The 19180-nt window shown below is 52.5% G+C and carries 17 protein-coding genes; 3 read left to right on the plus strand and 14 right to left on the minus strand.

Translation table 11 applies throughout. The annotated features are described in order from the left end of the window. Window positions 1-73: 73 nt before the first annotated feature. Window positions 74-1282, plus strand: a complete 1209-nt coding sequence (locus JHL22_RS08510; RefSeq protein WP_200235983.1) for an RNA-guided endonuclease InsQ/TnpB family protein — start codon at window positions 74-76, stop codon at window positions 1280-1282. Window positions 1283-1347: 65 nt separating this feature from the next. Here JHL22_RS08510 and JHL22_RS08515 read toward each other — a convergent pair whose 3' ends face one another. Beyond that, entirely contained in the window at window positions 1348-1710 is a 363-nt protein-coding gene (locus JHL22_RS08515; RefSeq protein WP_200235985.1) for a GtrA family protein, read from the minus strand. Window positions 1711-1714: 4 nt separating this feature from the next. Further along, the gene (gene fmt, locus JHL22_RS08520) at window positions 1715-2650 is read right to left on the minus strand and encodes a methionyl-tRNA formyltransferase (RefSeq protein ID WP_200235987.1); all 936 of its coding nucleotides are present in this window, start codon (window positions 2648-2650) and stop codon (window positions 1715-1717) included. Between the two features lie 174 nt (window positions 2651-2824). Here fmt and JHL22_RS08525 point away from each other — a divergent pair, with 174 nt between their 5' ends. Continuing rightward, window positions 2825-3781, plus strand: coding sequence for a cation diffusion facilitator family transporter (locus tag JHL22_RS08525; protein WP_329610656.1), 957 nt, complete (start codon window positions 2825-2827; stop codon window positions 3779-3781). Between the two features lie 66 nt (window positions 3782-3847). Here JHL22_RS08525 and JHL22_RS08530 read toward each other — a convergent pair whose 3' ends face one another. Together JHL22_RS08530 and dprA are read right to left on the minus strand one after the other, a co-directional pair. Beyond that, window positions 3848-4765, minus strand: a complete 918-nt coding sequence (locus JHL22_RS08530; RefSeq protein ID WP_200235989.1) for a hydroxymethylglutaryl-CoA lyase — start codon at window positions 4763-4765, stop codon at window positions 3848-3850. A 93-nt stretch (window positions 4766-4858) separates the two neighbouring features. Further along, window positions 4859-6013 carry a DNA-processing protein DprA gene (dprA, locus tag JHL22_RS08535; RefSeq protein WP_200235992.1) on the minus strand — a complete coding sequence of 385 codons (1155 nt, stop codon included), beginning with the start codon at window positions 6011-6013 and terminating at the stop codon, window positions 4859-4861. A gap of 381 nt (window positions 6014-6394) precedes the next feature. Between dprA and def the strand changes: the two genes are divergently transcribed. Next, entirely contained in the window at window positions 6395-6901 is a 507-nt protein-coding gene (gene def / locus JHL22_RS08540) for a peptide deformylase (protein ID WP_200235994.1), read from the plus strand. Between the two features lie 39 nt (window positions 6902-6940). On the opposite strand, the gene JHL22_RS08545 is transcribed toward def, so the two are convergent. The 10 genes from JHL22_RS08545 to JHL22_RS08590 all read right to left on the minus strand — a co-directional run bounded on the left by JHL22_RS08545 (window position 6941) and on the right by JHL22_RS08590 (window position 19178). Then, on the minus strand, window positions 6941-8305 hold the full coding sequence (locus JHL22_RS08545; protein WP_200235996.1) for a trimethylamine monooxygenase: 1365 nt from the start codon (window positions 8303-8305) through the stop codon (window positions 6941-6943). A gap of 348 nt (window positions 8306-8653) precedes the next feature. Then, window positions 8654-10180 (minus strand): TolC family protein, encoded by a 1527-nt coding sequence (locus tag JHL22_RS08550; protein WP_200235998.1) that lies wholly within the window; start codon window positions 10178-10180, stop codon window positions 8654-8656. Window positions 10181-10194: 14 nt separating this feature from the next. Continuing rightward, window positions 10195-11997, minus strand: a complete 1803-nt coding sequence (locus JHL22_RS08555; protein WP_200236000.1) for an FUSC family protein — start codon at window positions 11995-11997, stop codon at window positions 10195-10197. Continuing rightward, complete coding sequence (gene mdtN, locus JHL22_RS08560; protein ID WP_200236002.1) at window positions 11981-13027, minus strand: multidrug transporter subunit MdtN; 1047 nt, start codon at window positions 13025-13027, stop codon at window positions 11981-11983. Before mdtN ends, JHL22_RS08555 begins: the two co-directional genes overlap by 17 nt. A 3-nt stretch (window positions 13028-13030) precedes the next feature. Then, on the minus strand, window positions 13031-13288 hold the full coding sequence (locus JHL22_RS08565; protein ID WP_200236004.1) for a YtcA family lipoprotein: 258 nt from the start codon (window positions 13286-13288) through the stop codon (window positions 13031-13033). A gap of 240 nt (window positions 13289-13528) precedes the next feature. Further along, window positions 13529-14818, minus strand: coding sequence for a phenylacetate--CoA ligase family protein (locus tag JHL22_RS08570; RefSeq protein WP_200236006.1), 1290 nt, complete (start codon window positions 14816-14818; stop codon window positions 13529-13531). 8 nt (window positions 14819-14826) lie between these two features. After that, window positions 14827-15651: an ABC transporter ATP-binding protein gene (locus JHL22_RS08575; protein ID WP_200236008.1), complete on the minus strand. Its 825-nt coding sequence runs from the start codon at window positions 15649-15651 to the stop codon at window positions 14827-14829. Between the two features lie 106 nt (window positions 15652-15757). Continuing rightward, window positions 15758-17086: an ABC transporter substrate-binding protein gene (locus JHL22_RS08580; RefSeq protein ID WP_200236010.1), complete on the minus strand. Its 1329-nt coding sequence runs from the start codon at window positions 17084-17086 to the stop codon at window positions 15758-15760. 72 nt (window positions 17087-17158) lie between these two features. Then, window positions 17159-18223 (minus strand): branched-chain amino acid ABC transporter permease, encoded by a 1065-nt coding sequence (locus JHL22_RS08585; RefSeq protein ID WP_200236012.1) that lies wholly within the window; start codon window positions 18221-18223, stop codon window positions 17159-17161. A 25-nt stretch (window positions 18224-18248) separates the two neighbouring features. Beyond that, the gene (locus tag JHL22_RS08590; protein ID WP_200236015.1) at window positions 18249-19178 is read right to left on the minus strand and encodes a branched-chain amino acid ABC transporter permease; all 930 of its coding nucleotides are present in this window, start codon (window positions 19176-19178) and stop codon (window positions 18249-18251) included. Between the last annotated feature and the right edge of the window lie 2 nt (window positions 19179-19180).

Here is a 19180-nt window from a genome sequence, read left to right on the forward strand (position 1 = left end):
TGGGGATGGATAGCACAGGGTCCGAAGGACACCATTTTCCTGCACTCTTTTCTGTTTCAATTATACTAAACCCATGCAACGTCTCCAAGCCTACCGATTTGAACTCATGCCCAATGGGCAGCAACAGCGCGCCATGCGCAGCTTTGCCGGTTCCTGTCGGTATGTGTATAACCAGGCATTGCACTTGCAGCAGGAAAGGTATAAAGCGGGTGAAAAGAAACTGGGTTATGCCGAGCTGTGCAAGGTACTGACTGCCTGGAAAAAACAAGCGGAAACCCATTGGTTGAATAACACCCCCAGCCAGGCTTTGCAACAGGCCTTGAAGGATCTGGAACGGGCCTACAAAAACTTCTTTGAAAAACGGGCTGATTTTCCCCGCTTCAAGAAAAAAGGCCGTGCTGACAGCTTCCGCTACCCGCAAGGCATTCAGCTGGAGCAAGGCAATAGCCGGGTATTTTTGCCCAAGTTGGGCTGGATACGTTATCGCAACAGCCAGAACGTTCAGGGCAAGGTCAAAAATGTCACCGTCAGCCAGTCAGCAGGTAAATGGTTTGTCAGCATCCAGACCGAGCGGGAAGTAGACCAGCCCCTGCCTAAAGCGACTACTACCATTGGCATTGATATGGGCATTGCCCGTTTTGCCACGTTAAGCGATGGCAGTTATATTGCACCGCTCAACCGTTTCAAGCAGTACCAGGTACGGCTTGCCCGCTATCAACGGGCCATGAGCCGTAAAGTGAAATTCAGCAGTAACTGGAAAAAGGCCAGGGCCAAAATTCAGAAGCTACATACCGGTATTGCTAATGCCCGCAAGGACTTTCTGCATAAGGCTTCAAGCCAGATCAGCCAAAACCACGCCATGATCGTGATTGAAGATTTGCAGATACGGAATATGTCCCGTTCAGCGTCCGGCACCCGCGAGCAGCCCGGTAACAACGTGAAAGCCAAATCGGGTTTGAACAAATCCATTCTGGATCAGGGCTGGGGAGAATTCAGACGACAGCTTGAATACAAGACGGCATGGAATGGTGGCTGGCTGATTGCCGTACCACCGCATCATACCAGCCAGACTTGCCCTTGTTGCGGTCATGTCTCCAAAGATAATCGCCAGACACAAGCCCAATTTCATTGCGTTGAGTGCGGATTTGAAAATCATGCCGATATAGTCGGTGCGATTAATGTTTTAAGGGCGGGACACGCCCGGTTCGCCTGTGAAGTGAGTGATGCAGTCAGGTCGCCAGCAGCAGGAACCCACCGAGGTGAGTTGGCCTCTGTGGGCTGAACACGGTAGGAATCCCCTTCCTTGGCCCCTTGGGGCCGAGCGTTAGCGAGAGGGAGGGGAGGATGTCAAGGCCTGAAAACAATGTATCTTGAGTACATGAACCCAAGCACCAGGCTGACACCTGAAAAAAACACCAGCGTGATAATGGGCAAGGCTCCCAGAGCATCAGCGCCCCATCCAACCAGAATGGAAAGCGCCCCCATGAATGACACAAACAATAAATAACGCCGTAAACTGGCATTGGACTTGAACGTAAACTTGGCATTAACAAAAAAACTGAAGGTTACGGCAATGCAAAAGGCCACAAAATTACTTACTGCCTGATTAGCGCCCAACACCGCATACACCAGGAAAAAGACACCCCAGTGAATTAGCGTATTCAACACACCAATCAAAAAATATTTTGAAAACAAAATACCGGTTTTCATGCGTTCAGGGTTTCCAGCCCGTTACAAACACCGCAACCGGCTGTCGCTTGCCCCCTGCCTTTTGCAACTCAAGCAAACGCAGCACACCCTGCCCGGTGGCAATATCCACCCCGTCGGCCGTGGCACGCAATACCGTGCCGGGTTCTGCGCTGGTAGCCTCATGTAACGCTACTGCCTGCCATACCTTAACCGGATCTTTCAGGCCTGGCAGCAGCAAGGTTGCCCCAGGCACCGGGTTAAAAGCCCGAATGCGGCGGGCAATGGTTTGGGCATCCTGGTTAATATTAATAGGCGCTTCGGACTTTTCCAGCTTGGCGGCATACGTCACCCCTGCTTCAGGCTGGGCCACGGGCTTCAGCTCACCCGTACCCAACTTGCCTAATACAGCGGTAATACATTCGGCGCCCATGGTGGCCAGCTGCTCATGCAACACGGCAGCGGTCTGATCAGTAATATCAACGCGTTTTTCAAGCAACACGTCACCGGTATCCAGCCCGGCATCCATTTGCATAATCGCCACCCCGGTTTGCGCATCGCCGGCTTCTATGGCGCGCTGAATAGGGGCTGCACCCCGCCAGCGCGGCAACAGGCTGGCATGAATATTAAGACAACCATATTTGGGCAAATCCAGTACCCATTGAGGCAAAATAAGCCCATAGGCCGCCACCACCATGACATCAGGGGCCAGCGCCTGCAACACCTGTTGCGTCTGCCTGGCTTCATCGGGGTATTTACCGTCAAGCCGCAGGCTTTGCGGCTGCAATACCTGCGCTCCTTGCGCCACGGCCTCTTGCTTAACCGGGCTGGGCGTTAATTTCAGCCCCCTGCCCGAAGGACGATCGGGTTGGGTCAGCACCAACGGGACATCGTGCCCCGCCTTAATAATCGCCTCATAGGCCAGGCGGGCAAACTCGGGGGTACCGGCAAATACAACTCGCATAATTTTTTATCTTCCTGCAAACAATCCTGAATGATAACGATTTTAACTCACGACATACGGTTAATCCGTTCCATCAACGCTTATACCCGACGGATTCGGGTAAAGTAAATAAATCAGCGCAACGGTCATTACCGTTGATACGCTCCGTCAATTTCAGCCATTGCATCAATTATTATGAGTCCATTACCCCATTCCGACCCCAAATACCGCGATTCGGCCGGCCACCACCACCCCACGGCAAAAAAGCCGGGCGCTACCATGGCCCAAAACAATGAACGTGTCAGGGTAGCCCGCGTTAGTACCTGGGTCAGTGTTACGGTTAACTTCAGCCTGTCGGTCTTGCAAATTATTATTGGCATTATCGCCCAGTCCCAGGCCTTAATTGCCGATGCGGTTCACACCCTGTCCGACCTGGTGTCTGATTTTGCCGTGCTGTTTGCCAATAAACACGCCAATAAAGGGCCCGATAAAAACCACCAATACGGGCACCAGCGTTTTGAAACCCTGGCTTCGCTGGGCATAGGGATTTTATTGTTGCTGGTGGGCGTTGAAATGATCTGGGCGGCAGGCAAAAGCGTGCAAAGCGGACAGTCTATTGCCCTGGTACACTATTCAGCCCTTATCATCGCCCTCGCCACCCTGGTAGGTAAAGAACTGCTTTTCAGGTATTTGCTTAAACAGGCCGAAAAAGTACGCTCTTCCATGCTGGTGGCCAATGCCTGGCATTCGCGCTCTGATGCCGCCTCATCCTTAATTGTGGCCATCGGCATTCTGGCCAACATGGCCGGTTTTACCTGGGCCGACCCGGTTGCCGCCCTTATTGTGGGTTTAATGATTTCCCGCATGGGCCTTAAATTCATCTGGTCTACCCTGAATGACCTGACAGACCGTTCGGTTGACGCCGAAACCTACCAGCGCATTCATGACAAGCTGGCGGGCACCCCTGGCCTGCTGGGGATTCATGACCTTAAAACCCGCAAAATGGGCGATATGATTTTAGTGGAAGTACACCTTGAACTGCCCGCCAACATGACCATTGCAGAGGGCCATGAGATTTCTGAAGAGGCCTGTCGACGGGCCATGGTGGATGAAGATATTTTAGATATTACCACCCACTTTGACCCGCATTAAATAGCCGGACAGACTTGCCGCCTGCCCGGCCTATGCCCCATCTTTTACAACAGGACACGCAGAGTATCAGGCACAAACAGCGGCACGTTTATTAACCAGGGCCTTGCCGGCACGACTGGCATTGGGGCGTTGCAGGTAATCGGAAATCCACTGGCCGGTTGTAATAACGTCATCCAGGTTAATACCGGTTTCAATGCCCATGCCCTGCAACATATACAGGACATCTTCGGTTGCCACGTTGCCCGTTGCCCCCTTGGCATAAGGGCAACCACCCAACCCGGCTACCGATGAATGGAAAATTGAAATGCCGGCCTGCAAAGAAGCATAAATATTAGCCAGCGCCTGCCCGTAGGTATCATGAAAATGCCCCGAAACCAACCGGGGATCAACCTTTTCGGTAACCGCCGACATCACCCGGTAAACCTGGGCGGCAGTGGCGACGCCAATCGTATCGGCCACATCAATTTCATCACAGCCCAGGGCAATCATGCGTTGGGCCACATGCACCACCGACTCAAGCGGCACCTCGCCCTGATAGGGGCAACCCAGCGCACAGCTGATACTGCCGCGCAGGCGGATACCGGCCTCTTTGGCCGCCCGGGCCACCGGCTCGAAACGGTCGATGGATTCATCAATGGAACAGTTAATGTTTTTTTGTGAAAAAGCCTCGCTGGCCGCACCAAAAATAACCACTTCATCGGCTTTGGCCGCCACGGCACCTTCAAAGCCACGCATATTGGGCGTCAGCACCGAATAAATCGTGCCTTCACGGCGCTTGATAGCTTCCATCACCTGGGTGCCATCGGCCATTTGCGGCACCCACTTGGGCGACACGAACGAAGTAGCCTCTATATTAAGAAAACCGGCATCGCTAAGCTGGTTAACCAACGCCACCTTGATGTCGGTAGGAACGAATTCTTTCTCATTTTGCAAACCATCGCGTGGGCCTACTTCTACAATTTTTACTTTACCGGGCAATGCCATGACTGTCTTCCTTCCTTTTGATTGCTAATTTTAAAAATAATAATCCAGGCCAATAAACGGCTATTTCCAACTTTTCATTATAGTCTGAACTGCCTAGCGCACACGCTGATATCGTCCATCCTTCAAACGCACAATACAGGACGCCAGCTCCAAGGCCAGCAACAGGCTACTTGCCTGGGACACATCAATATGCAAATCGTTAACCAGGGCATCCAGACTTAAGGGCTCAAACCCCATTCGCTCCAGTAAACGACGCTGTTCGGGATCGGGAACAAAGTCATTACCAGGCCCAGGCACCGCACCCGCTTTCATCGCGCCTCCCGTGCCAGCCTTTACCTTACTTCCTGGGGCACCCACCAGCTCTTCCTGTATATCCATAGCCGTTTCCACCAGTTTTGCGCCCTGGCGGATTAAGGCATGACAGCCCCGTGACAAGGGGGAATGAATCGACCCCGGAATCGCAAACACCTCGCGTCCCATTTCGCCGGCCAGGCGGGCGGTAATAAGCGACCCGCTTTGTTTGGCCGCTTCCACCACCAGCACCCCTTTGGACAAACCCGCCACAATCCGGTTGCGACGCGGAAACTGGTGCACCACGGCGGGGGTATCCAGCGGCAGCTCTGAAATAAGGGCCCCCTGGTCACGAATGCGCAGGGCCAGGTTCTTATTGGCTGCCGGATACAGCCGGTTGATGCCCGTGCCCATGACCGCAATCGTGCTACCGGTACCCGCAGGCGCCTGTAACGCGCCTTCATGAGCGGCGGTGTCTATGCCGTGGGCCAGCCCGCTAACCACGCACCAGCCCTGAGCCGCCAGATATTTGGCAAAGGCACGGGCATTGTCACTGCCTCCCAGGGTAGCATTACGCGCCCCCACCATGGCAATGGCAGGCAAGGCCAGCACGTCGGGATGACCATCCACATATAACAGGATGGGCGGATCGTGGGTGTCAAACAGCGCTTTGGGGTACAAAGGATCGGCCAGCGTTAAAATGTAATGGCCGGGCCGGGCCAGCCACTCGAAGGTTTTGTTCATTAACGCCTGAATTCCCGGTTCGGGTGCTCCCGCCAGTTGCAACGCCAATTTTTGTGGCAGGTATTTCATGAGCTGGCTAACCGAGGCGGCAAACACCTGATCTGGCAAACCAAAAACCGCCAGTAGCTGCCGGGCCGTTACCGGGCCCACGCCCGGCTCAAGGGTTAGCCTGAGCCAAGCCTGCAATTCTTCTTCAGAATTCATAAATGACATTTAAAAAACAAGGATGAAATAAGCATTATCTTACCGTGCCACTACACCGGGAAAGTCTGTCCCCAACAAGGGCTTGAAATATAACAGTGTGCCACTATTTAGTAATGAGCAGCAAAGAAAACGGACAATTTGGTCTGCCTGGCAATCACAAGGACATTTCCGGGCCATGACCGGGCATAAAGAAATCACCCGCTTAAGGCAGGGCTGATATTAGCAGCCCGCAAAATTTGCCTATAATATCGTTATTATCAGCGTGCCCGGATTCCCGTCCGCCACGTTTACCTGAACCAAATACCTTTTGACGCCTCTAAGCCCTTATACCGGCAAATACTTTTACCAACCGGCAAAGCGCGTCTTTTACTTGAACCAACATTTTATTTTATGGCATTACTACCTATTCTTCATTACCCCGATCCACGTTTGCACAAAGTGGCAAAGCCTGTTGAACAGGTGGACGACCGAATTCGCCAACTCGTCAAAGACATGGCCGAAACCATGTATGACGCACCCGGCGTAGGCCTGGCGGCCACCCAGGTTGATGTTCATGAGCGTATTGTGGTCATTGATATTTCAGAAGAAGGCAACGAACTTCGCGTACTGATCAACCCTGAAATTACCTGGAAAAGCGATGACACCCAGGTTTATGAAGAAGGCTGCCTGTCGGTGCCGGGCATTTACGACAAGGTGGAACGCGCGGCCGAAGTCAAGGTAAAGGCGTTAAATGAAAAAGGCGAAGAATACACATTTGATGCCGATGGCCTGCTGGCCGTTTGTGTGCAACACGAACTGGACCATTTAATGGGCAAAGTTTTTGTTGAACATCTTTCAAGCCTGAAACAAAATCGCATCAAGACCAAAATCAGGAAGCAGGCCAAAGAAAACGCCTGAAAAAAATAAGGTTGGCCATGGCCAACCTTATTTTATCAATCAGATAACTTTTTCAAACTTCAAAGACATAAAGCCCTCAAGGGAATCATCCTTGATGTCCAGCCAAGGCCTGGGCAGCTGTGCCCCCATGGTGCCAGTAATGGTTGAACGATAAATTTTATTGCGAAAACCCATGATATCGGCTTTTTTGTCTTCCTGCCATTGCTTGAACAGCTCGGCTTGCTGGTGCACAGGAAACTCCGGATAATCTGTGGCGCTAACCAGCTCATCGATATAACTGGCCTGGAAATCAATACATTGGCTATCTGTACTTGACTGTTCATAACGTTGCAGCCATGCGTCCATATTTTTACGACGGCTTGCCTCATCGGGCAATTGAATTTTCCCCAGGATCACATCACGTGCATACCACGCCTGGGCATCAAACATATTAAAAGTAAACCATTGATCTTGCATGCCCAGGTAGATCAGTTTGGGATTGCTTTGGAAAAAGATACCTTTATAAAGATTATCGGGATACAGGCAATTGTGCGTATCCAGACGCAATTCATCGGGCAGGAATGGAAAATGGAACAGATAACCCGTACACATAATAATGGCATCAAAAGCCTGTGTGCTGCCATCGGTAAAGTGAACCACATTACCATCGATATGATCAAGGCCGGGTTTTTCGCTCACATTTTCGGGCCAGTTGTAACCAAACGAACCACCGCGATGGCTAATCGTTACGGTTTTTGCGCCATATTTATAGCATTGAGAACCAATATCTTCGGCGGAATAACTGCCGCCCACCAGCAACACATCCTGCCCTTCAAATTCCAGCGCATCGCGGAAATCGTGCGCATGCAAGACACGCCCCGGATATTGCTCCATGCCCGGGTAGTAAGGCATATTGGGCGTCGAAAAGTGACCGGTGGCAACAACCACGTAATCAAACTCTTCGGTTTCCTGCTCTCCGGTTTTATGGTTCATGACGGTAACCGTGAACAGCTGGGTTTCTTCACTGAAAGTAACCCAGCGAACCGGGCACTCGAAACGGATATAATTAAAAATGGCCCGCTTGTCCAGACGCCCCATAATATAATCTTTAAGGACTTCACGTGGCGGGTATGAAGGAAGCGGCTGATTGAAGTGTTGATCAAAACTGTAGTCGGCAAACTCCAGGCACTCTTTCGGTCCGTTAGACCATAAATAACGGTACATACTGCCATGTACCGGTTCACCGTTTCTATCCAGGCCGGTGCGCCATGTGTAATTCCACATGCCACCAATATCGTTTTGTTTTTCGTAACAGACAATTTCAGGGAGATCCTTGACACCGGTTTTACGTAAAGCCTCGAAAGCACGCAATTGTGCCAAACCACTGGGACCTGCACCTAAAATAGCAATTTTTGTTTTAGCCAAAATAAAACTCCATGTAATAATAAGCGACGACAACACGCTATACGAGCTAGCGCATTTGTTTTTTTAATTATTATTATCGTCTTAAGAAAAGGCTGTTTTTTAAACGTGATTACAAATATTTAGGCTTTAAATATTTAACATTTAAATAAAACACCCTAGAGACAGCTGCCTGTTAGGCAAGCTAATGATGAGTACCAAAAAGGCACCATAACCGGCACCAAAGCAGCACCACACAGGTGCCAAAGAGGTACGATTATACCAGACTGCTTCCTGTTTGACCAATCCGCCACCCCGGCAGCAGGACGATCACGCTAACGCTGTCACCAAACCAACGCATGGCAACGCCCCCTATTCAATCCAGCTTTCGCGTGATGAAGTCATGTCACCCATCACAAATGCCAGGTTGGCAGCCGCTGCCTGGGATGCGGTTCTGGCATCCATGCGGGCCTGTTGGGCATCAAGAAAACCGGTATCGGCCATGGTAACCGCCGTCACGGTGCCCAAACCATGACGGTAGGCTTCCAGCGCGCCATCATACGTTGTCTTTGCGGTCCTGACCAGCTCGGAAGCCGCCTGATAGCTGGCCAACGCGGTACGCAACATATCAGACGCGGTAATCATTTCACGCATCGCCGCCTGCTGGGATTTCTGGAACACATCAGCCGCACTGGCCGCCTGGATACGGGCGTCTTGCAGGCGTGCCGAACGAAGGCCGCCATCAAATAGCGGTATTGTTACCCCCAGTATCACACTGGTTGAGCCGGTTTGCTGGCTCAGGCTCGGCAAACCACGTACATCAAAATTGGTACGATTGTGGGCGGCCACCGCACCCAGATAAACTTTGGGCAAGAACTCGGCCTTGGCGGCGGTAATGCCCTGTGCACTGGCTTTCATGGCCGCATAGCTGGCCAGTACATCAGGGCGCCGGGAAATCGCCATCCGGATGGCTTCATCGGTGAGTGTTGAATTGGTACCCGGCAAAGCATGTTTGGGCGGCGGGCTGACTTTAATATCCATGGTGGCGGGCAAACCCACAGCAGCCAGCAAGGCCTGATAGGCAATTTGCTGATTGCCTTGTGCCGTGACCTGCCGCAGCTTTGCCTGAGCCACTTGTTGATTGGCCTGGGCCGTCTCTAGCACCGTGGCAAGACCGGCTTTACGGCGCCCTTCCACCGCCTTGGCTATCTGGTGGGCGTTTTTCAGGGCCTGGGCGGCAACCACAGTTTGGGAATGTGCCCCGCCATATTGGTAATAAGCATGCGTCACATCATGAATGATTTTTTGGTGGGCACCATTAAACAGCACATTGGCTGCAAAAGAAGCCTGCCGCGCACCTTCGGCAATCGCCTTTCGTTGCCCGAAATCAAAAATCAGCCATTCCAGTGCCAATGCCGGCACCACACCATGCAATTCGGTATTGATGCTGCGGTTGCCAGGAAGCAGCGGAAGCGGTGTATGGGTTTTTTGCCAGCCACTAATCACGTTGGCAGACAATCGTGGCAAAAATGTTGTCTCGACCACACCAACCGCCAGGGCGGCTTGCCGGGCCCGGTTCCACGCCAGGCGGGTGTCGGGATTTTCCTGCTGGGCAATATCAATCAGTTCGGGAAGGCCATAAACCCGCCCTGGGTTAATAGCCGGTGCGGCAGGCAAAACCGATGCCTCGGGCACGGCAGGCACGCTAAAGCCCGGAGGCATGTCAAGCTTGCCAGACGTGTTGTCGGATGAGGCTGTATCTTGCGGGGCAGGTTTCCACGGTGTGTCTGGCGCAGCCGGTGCCAGGTTTAAGGCATCGCTGGCACAACCCGACAAAGCCGCCAATATGGCCAAAACAAGCAACCGGGAGAAAGAAAGCGGACGGGATCGGGTAGGCATGTAACGCTGTTTTATCATCCTTGGCTCTGGCTTAGTAATTGCTTCATTTGATTAATCTCATTAAGGGCGCGGGCAGACGTTGAAGAAGTGCCTGCTGGCTTGAAAGCAATAACGGGGCACAGCGCGTCGGCGCGCGCTATCAACGTTTTCAGACGCAAAATGGTTTCATCATCCTGCCGTAAGTTTCGCGGTTCAAACATTGACAGGCCAAGCGCTTCACGGGCCTGATGCAAAGTGGCAACCACTTTGGAGACCTGATCCATAGTGGCTGGCCGGGTGGAGTCTGCACCCAGAATTTGGGTAAGCCCATCAAGGGCATCGCTTAGCTTGTCATTCACCGTCGTGGCAATGGCAAGGGGCCAAACCCGGGTAAAAACCAGGTACATCACCAGATTGCCCAGCAAAATACCCACCACACGATCAGACGCGGCAGACATCTCAATGTCAGGGCCAAAACCCTGCAGTACGGTTAGCAAAAATGCCAAGCCAATCTGGATGCCTGCATAGGCAATCCGTTCGCTACCTGAAGACACCCATCCGGCCACCAAGATGCCGGCAAAAACCAGCGCCATTAACGAGCCAATACTGGTCATGTGAGGAATCAGAAACAGAATGGAAGCGACCCCCATGGCAGCACCGATCAAGCAGCCAATAATCCGCAGCGTTAGTTTGTGCACGGTTTCGGCAGTGGTCCCCAGCGCCGCCACATAACAGGTAATCATGGCCGTATGAATACCCTGCCAGTCGATCGCTTCATAGACCAGATAGCTAATAATGGCAGCCGCTGTGGTTTTCAGGGCGAATCGCACATAATTCGGATTGGTCAGTGCGTCTTTGAAGAAAAAGGACACTTTAGGGGCTTGCACTACCGGCAGGGCGCAACGGCCCAGCAGCGTATCCAGCGCCTGCCTGGCTGCTTCGGCAGGGCCCGTTCCATACGTATTGGTATATTCAGAAGGCGTACCGGGCGGGCACCCTTCTGCCACTGCCTGGGCTGCCAGACGACATTGCGCAGCCAGTTCGGCGCGCTGCTGTTCGGGTATACTGCCGGCCAGCGTTACAACGGCAAGCATCAAGCGATACGATTCATCAATCGCCACATTCAAATAGCGGGTTTGAGCGGTAGAGACCAAATGCAACAGCTTGATATTCCCTGCTCGTTTTTTCAGGGCTTCATTGCCTTCGTTCAGCAGCGCATGCAAATCATCAGCAGCCGTTGCCTGTTCAAGCACCCGCCCCACCATTTCAAGCCTTTGCCCCAGTTCTGATTTCAGCAAGCGTACCGCCGAGCGACCCAGAAACAGGTTGAAGAGCACAATAATGCCCATGGGTGTCACGGTCATCAACCAGGCATAAAGCAACGCACGCGTGGCGGCCTCGCCGAAAGGAACATCGCCCAGCAAGGTCATGGCAAAAGCCACTACCAAAGCAAGCACACTGCCAATTTCTCCCAATTGGCTGGCTGCACCAAGATACAGGAAGATAAAAGAACCAACGGCAATAACCACGATGCGCCACATGGGGTCATCAATCGTCCAGCGGACCAGATAAAGCAGCATTACCACCACCAGTGCCACCAACACCGTCAAACCAATCGCCATTAAGGTATTTTCGGCGCTATCGGGTTTCATCAAGAACAGGATTAAATAACACCCGATGGCCGCCAACGGGATGCCGTAAGTCATGAACACAAAGGCTGCCAGCGCGCATTGGGCGGCAACCCGCCAGGCCATGGCCAGACGCCCATCAAATGGACGCAGGTCATGCTTAGCGGTATTCAGAACGACCGGCCAGAAGCGTTTAGCAGTCGTCGTCATGCTTTTTTACTACCACCACGGCCGATGCGCCAACGCGCAACAGGTTTTCGGGGGCATTTTCAAGGCGTACCCGAACCGGGAAACGCTGCGCCACCCGCACCCAGTTAAGGGATTTTTGCACGATAGGCAGGGTACGGGGCAAATCAATCATATCCATAGAACTCACGCCCCAGCCGATGCTGTCAAGCTTGCCTTTAATAGTGACCGAGGGGTCGGCCAGCGCATAAACCAGCGCGCAGGCATTAGGCTTGAGTTCCATCAACTCGGTTTCGCGGAAAAAAGCGGTGGCATACCATTGTTCGGTATTAATCAAGGTAAACAGGGATTGATCGGGCGCGACGTACTCACCCGCTGACACCAACAGCCCCACCACAAGCCCATCGTGAGGCGCATATACTTGCGTATCGGCCAGCGCGCGCCGGGCAATGGCCAGGGCACTTTGACTCACCTGGACCAGGGCATCGGCCGCATCCAGGTTGCCAACCAGGCTTTCTGCCGCCTGGGCCTGGGCTTGTGCCTGCCTAAGACTAACCTGGGCATCGCGATGCAAGGTTCGTGCGTCATCAACCTGCTGAGTGGTCACATAACCCTTCTTGTTCAAGGGAATGAGTCTTTCCAGTGTTTTCTCGGTAAGGCTCAGGTTTGAAAGTGCCCGTTCAACCTGTTCGTTGGCAATAGCCAGGTTGGAACGCTCGGCTTCAATCGCGCGACGTTGGGTATCGCGGGCCGCCATGGCCACCTTAAGCTCGGCTTCGGCCTGTTCTACACGTAAACGGTAAACCGTTGGGTCCAGGGTAAATAAAAGATCACCACGCTTGACCTTGCCGTTTTCAGCCACATAAAACTTCTCGACACGACCCGCCACAGGCGTACTAATGTTAACCACATCGGCCTGCAACATGGCATCTTCCGACAATGGGCTGTTTTTTAATTGATAAAAGAGGACCAACGCAACGGCAGCCAGAATGATGATAACCGCAACCAATCTGGCCACAGTTTTATACTTGTTGGGAGAAGTGGGGTGACTCATGGATCAGGTAGAGAAAAATGCCAGCGAGGTAGCGATGGCAATGATGAGGGCCACACAAATGTAGACCAGAAGGCGAAGCGGCAAGGCGTCGTCGAGCTGCAGTCGAATAAAAACCACGCGAACCACCACAGCCCCAATAATGCCAATAAAGGCACAAAGCAGCCACGAAGGAAAATACGACCCGAACGCATAAACGGATGGTGCGTTGGCACAGCCAGCAAGCATTACGGTAACCAGCCAAAGCATAACAATACGTGGCATGGTTACAGACCTTCTGGTGGCGAACTTGAGAAACGGAAATTTTTTTGTTTTAGAGGCATCAGGCGAGATAATCGTCAATGTAACACTTTATCGCGTAATACTCCCATACCGAACAACAACTGTCAATCCAGTTATCTGTATTAACGTAATGATCACACCTGAATGATCGCCACCCCGGCCCGTTTTTAATTGCAAAACCGGCACCCTGTGCTTAAGGTGCCGGTTTGGGCACATTACCCATTACTCGTAAGACCGGACATCATCAATCACCTTGCCATCATTAGGCAATTGGCCGGGCTGCTCAAACACGATTTCCGCCCGCAGCTTGGTGACATCGCGCACGGTATCCACCAATGATTTCTTCAAGTCTTCAGACACGGCACCGGGCGCCACTTCAACCCAAAGGCTCATCTGGTCATGCCCCACTGCCCCGCTAATTACCAGCCGCGCCCGCTGAACCTGCGAAAAACGGTTGGCCACCTGCGCCACCTGTTTAGGGTGCACGAACATGCCCCGCACCTTGGTGGTCTGGTCAGCCCTGCCCATCCAGCCCTTGATACGCTTATTGGTACGGCCACATGCCGAAGGGCCGGCAATAATCGCCGACAGGTCACCGGTACCAAAACGCACCAGCGGATAATCGGGGTTAAGCGTAGTCACCACCACTTCACCCACCTCGCCCTCGGGTACTGGCTCATTGGTACCCGGACGCACGATTTCCAGAATAATATCTTCGGCCACCACCAGGCCCTCACGCGCAGGCGTCTCGTAGGCAATCAGGCCCAGGTCGGCAGTACCATAAGCCTGGTACCCTTCAATGCCGTGCTCGGCAAACCATTTCTGCAAGGACGGTGGAAACGCCTCGCCAGAAAACAGGGCGCGTTTCAAGGACGGCAGAACCACTCCCATGGCATCGGCCTTTTCCAGGATCATGCGCAGGAAACTGGGCGTTCCGGTATAGCCATCGGGCGCCAGGTCGCGGATGTTTTGCACCTGCATCTCGGTCTGCCCGATACCCCCGGGGAAAACCGTACATCCCAGGGCATGGGCACCGGTTTCAAACATAGAGCCCGCTGGCGTAAAGTGATAGGAAAAACAGTTATAAACCAGCATGCCCTTACGAAAACCAGCCGCAAACAGGGCTCGCCCAAAACGCCAGTAATCGCCACGGGCACTTTCGGGTTCAAAAATAGGTCCGGGCGAAGCAAACACCCGCAGGGCCTGCCCCCAGCCAATGGTAGAAAAACCACCAAAAACACGATTTATTTCATCACCCGGCTGTTTGGCAACACCCAACAGACTGTTGCGTCTAGCCAATTGCTGCTCTAGCAGCTCTGTCTTGCGAATCACCGGCAAACCGGCCAGGGCAACCCGGTTATGCACCCCGCTCACTTCAATGCCCTGCAACTGTTCGGCAATCGCGGGGGCCCGTTCCATTGCCGTTTTCAGGGCTTGGGGCAAGGCGGTAAACAGGGCCTGTTCACGTGCATCGGCATCGCGATGCTCCAATACATCAAAAAACTCACTCATCATAGCTCCTAGGCCAACCAGCGTTTGCGACGACGATAAAACTTGGTATCCCTAAAATTTTTGCGATCACCACTTTCAATGCCCAGATAAAACTCTTTGACATCTTCATTGTTGGCCAGCTCATCGGCCTTACCATCCATCATCACCCGGCCACTTTCCAGGATATAACCATAATCGGCATAACGCAGGGCAATATTGGTGTTTTGCTCGGCCAGCAGGAAGCTAACGCCTTCGCGGGTATTCAGGTCACGCACGATCTCAAAAATCTCCTCAACAATTTGCGGCGCCAGCCCCATCGAGGGCTCATCAAGCAGAATCATTTTGGGATCTGCCATTAAGGCGCGGCCAATGGCAGCCATTTGCTGCTCGCCCCCCGAGGTATAACCGGCCTGGCTGGTGCGGCGTTGTTTCAGACGCGGAAAATACTGGTACACCATATCCAGCGAAGCGGCAATTTCCCCCTTGCTCGCGGTTCGGGTGTAAGCACCGGTCAACAGGTTTTCTTCGATGCTAAGGTGCCCGAAACAATGCCGTCCCTCCATAACCTGAATAACCCCGCGCTTGACCAGGTCGGCAGGCGTCAGGCTATCAATCCGCTCTCCTTTGTAATGGATATTTCCCTTGGTCACATCACCACGCTCGCTTTTGAGCAAATTGGAAATGGCACGCAAGGTGGTGGTTTTACCGGCGCCGTTAGCACCTAGCAAGGCAACAATCTTGCCCTCGGGAACCACCAGCGATACCCCTCGCAACACCAGAATAACGTGGTTATAAATAACCTCGATACCATTCACATCTAATAAGGCCTTTGGTGCCTCTTGTTTCGTTTCCATACAAATTTCCTGAAGTCAGGTGGGAAGCTGCACTCACAAACGCCGGCTACCGTATATGCACAATACGGCAACCGGGCATACAACTTCCCGAAGCACTACGATTTACTTACGACTCGGCAGCACAATCACGCGGTGTGATTTTTTTCTCGCTGGCATATTTTTCGGCTTCGGATTTTACAAGTGGATCAACATACTGCTTGTCAGACTGATACCAGTCGGACACCACATTGAACTTGTTACCATCCCACTGCACGATACGGGCCCAGTCATCCCCCATATGATCCTGGCAGGTAGTTTTTACCGGACGCAACATTTCGTCAAAACCAATTTCCTTCAGGCGGTCTTCGGTCAGATCCAGGTTCTCGAAGCCCCAACGCACCTGCTCGGGCGTCATATGCTGGCCCTTGCCAAATTTTTCCTGGGCAGCGCGAATGGCCTCTACCTGCAACATGGAAATCACCATGCCACGGTTATAGGCCAGTGAACCCTTGGTATCTTTACCAGACTCCAGCCCCTTGTCATACAGATGGGTTTTCAGGTCATCGTAAATTTTGCCTTTGCTTTCACCGGTGTTATGGATGGTGATGGCGTTATAGCCCTTGGCAACCTGCCCCAGGTCTTTCACGTCACCTTCTGAACCGGCCCACCAAATGGCATAGATCTTGTCACGTGCATAACCGGTAGACTGAGCTTCTCGAATAGAGGTTGGGGTCATGATGCCGGCACTCCAGAGCAGCACGTAATCAGGTCGTTTCTGGCGGATTTGCAACCAGGTTGACTTTTGCTCTACCCCGGGAGCCGTTACCGGATACAGTTGCAGTTCAAAGCCATTGGCTTCGGCACGGGCCTTCAGCAATGGAATAGGCTCTTTGCCATAAGGGGAATCGTGATAAACCAGGGCAATTTTTTTGCCTTTGAGCTTATCTTCACCGCCCAGTTTCTTGGCAATATCCTGAATCATCACATCGGCTGCGGTCCAGTAAGTACCCAACAGCGGGAAGTTCCACTTGAATACACTGCCATTGGCCGATTGCGACAGACCATAACCCACGGTTTCAATCGCCACCTTATCAATAGGCGCCTTGTCGGACACCGCAAACGTAATCCCGGTGGATTGCGGGTCAAACCCGGAAGCGCCACCCTTGGCGTTTTTCAGGCGCTCATAACACTCGACACCACGGTCGGTGGCATAAGCGGTTTCGCACTCTTCAAAAGCCAGCTTGACACCATTAATACCCCCGTCACGTTCATTAACCAGTTTCAGGTAATCAATTTTGCCATCAGCCCATGGAATACCAAGGGGAGCAAATGAGCCCGTACGATAGGTAAACAAAGGAACAAACTGCTCATCTGCCGCCTGCACCTGCAAGGGAATAGTCGCCAATACGCCACTAACTGCCAGGGCTGCCGTGATGGATTTAAAGCTTAATTTCATATCGGTCTCCTCCGAAGAAATTGATACATGCTATTTTTTATGAATGACAATTTAAGTTAACCTTAAACTGTTTTAGTGTGGGAAAGGCCATATCCGCAACTTCTCTTTGGCAATACTCCACAACCTTGCCAGGCCATGCGGTTCTGCAATCAGGAAAAAAACAATTAATGCGCCAAATACCATATGCTCAATGTGCGCAGCGGTATCTACCGCAATGGGAATACCCATCATGGCGGGAATCCGGTTAAGTAAAATGGGCAGCAGCACAATAAAAGCCGCCCCATAAAAACTGCCAACAATAGAACCCAAGCCACCAATAATGACCATAAACAAAAGCTGAAAAGAACGGTTCAGGTCAAACGCCAGCGGCTCCCATGAGCCCAGATGCATATAACCCCACAACACACCCGATACTCCAATAATGAACGAGCTGACGGCAAAGGCACTCAGCTTGGCATACATGGGGCGAATACCAATGACCGAAGCGGCCACGTCCATATCGCGGATCGCCATCCATTCACGGCCAATCGCACTGCGCACCAGGTTTTTGGCCAACAGGGCAATCACTACCACCAACAAAAGGATGAACAGATATTTTTGTACCGGTGTTTGCACGTCAAGGCCAAAAAATGTCAGTGGTGGCACCGACACACTGCCTGAAGAGGAATAGTTCGTAAAGAACGGAATCCGCAGGAAAGTCCAGTCTACAAAGAACTGGGCCGCCAGGGTGGCAACCGCCAGATACAGGCCCCGGATACGCAGGCTGGGAATACCGAAAACGATACCCACCAACATGGAAAAGAAGCCGCCCAGCAGAATTTGCACCAGCAGCGGCATCTCGGGAAAACGCACCCCGAAATTCCAAGCGGCATAGGCACCCACCGCCATGAAGGCACCGCTTCCCAGTGAAATCTGGCCACAATAGCCCACCAGAATATTCAGGCCGATCGCTGCCAGCGACAGGATCAGAAAAGGAATGACAACGCCACTTAACAAATACTCACTGGCCAGGGCCGGCACCGCCAGAAAGGCAAATGCCAGCAACAAAACCATTAAGACCCGGTCCTGCCGAATGGGAAAGATCTGCTGATCGGCCCGGTAACTTGTCTTGAACTGCCCATTTTCACGATATAACATGATGTACTTCCTTTACGCTTGCCCGCTATACGCGGTCGATAATCTTTTCGCCAAACAAACCTTGCGGACGGAACAGCAGGAATGTGAGCGCCAATACATAGGCAAACCAGATTTCAATGCCGCCCCCCAGATAAGGGCCCAGATAGGCTTCTGACACTTTTTCACCCACGCCAATAATAAGACCACCAATAATGGCACCGGGAATTGATGTCAGGCCACCCAGAATAACCACCGGCAAAGCCCGCAACGCTGCTGTTGACAGCGTAAACTGCACCCCGAACTTGGAGCCCCAGATAATGCCCGCGACCAAGGCCACGATACCGGCCACCACCCATACAATGACCCAGATACGGTTAAGGGGAATACCAATGGATTGTGCCGCCTGGTGATCATCGGCCACCGCCCGCAAAGCCCGTCCGGTAGACGTATACTGGAAAAAGAGGGCCAGTGCCGCCACCAGGGCCGCCGCAATCGCCGCCGCCGTCAGGTCTTCCAGGTTGATTAAAATGCCGCCCTCGAACAAACTATCCAGAATAAAAGCCGGGTCTTTGGGCATGCCGACATCAATGGTGTACACCGAGCTGCCGAACAAGGTCTGGCCAAATCCATCCAGAAAATAACTAATGCCCAGGGTAGCCATTAGCAGGGTAGTGGCCTCTTGATTAACCAAGTGACGTAATACCAGCCGCTCTACCAGCCAGGCAATAACCACCATTAACCCCGCACTGATGACAAAGGCCAGAATATTGGCCAGCCACATGCTTTCAAAACCCAGCCACTGAGGCAGCCAGCTTGAGAACCGTGCCATTGACAGGGCCGCCACCAGCACCATGGCACCCTGGGCAAAGTTAAATACCCCCGATGCCTTGAAAATAAGTACAAAACCCAGCCCAACCAGCGCATACAACATGCCGCTCATTAAGCCACCAAATAAAGTTTCCAAGAAATATCCCATAT

This window comes from Advenella mandrilli, from assembly GCF_016595155.1.
GTDB classification, from domain to species: Bacteria; Pseudomonadota; Gammaproteobacteria; order Burkholderiales; family Burkholderiaceae_B; genus Advenella; species Advenella mandrilli.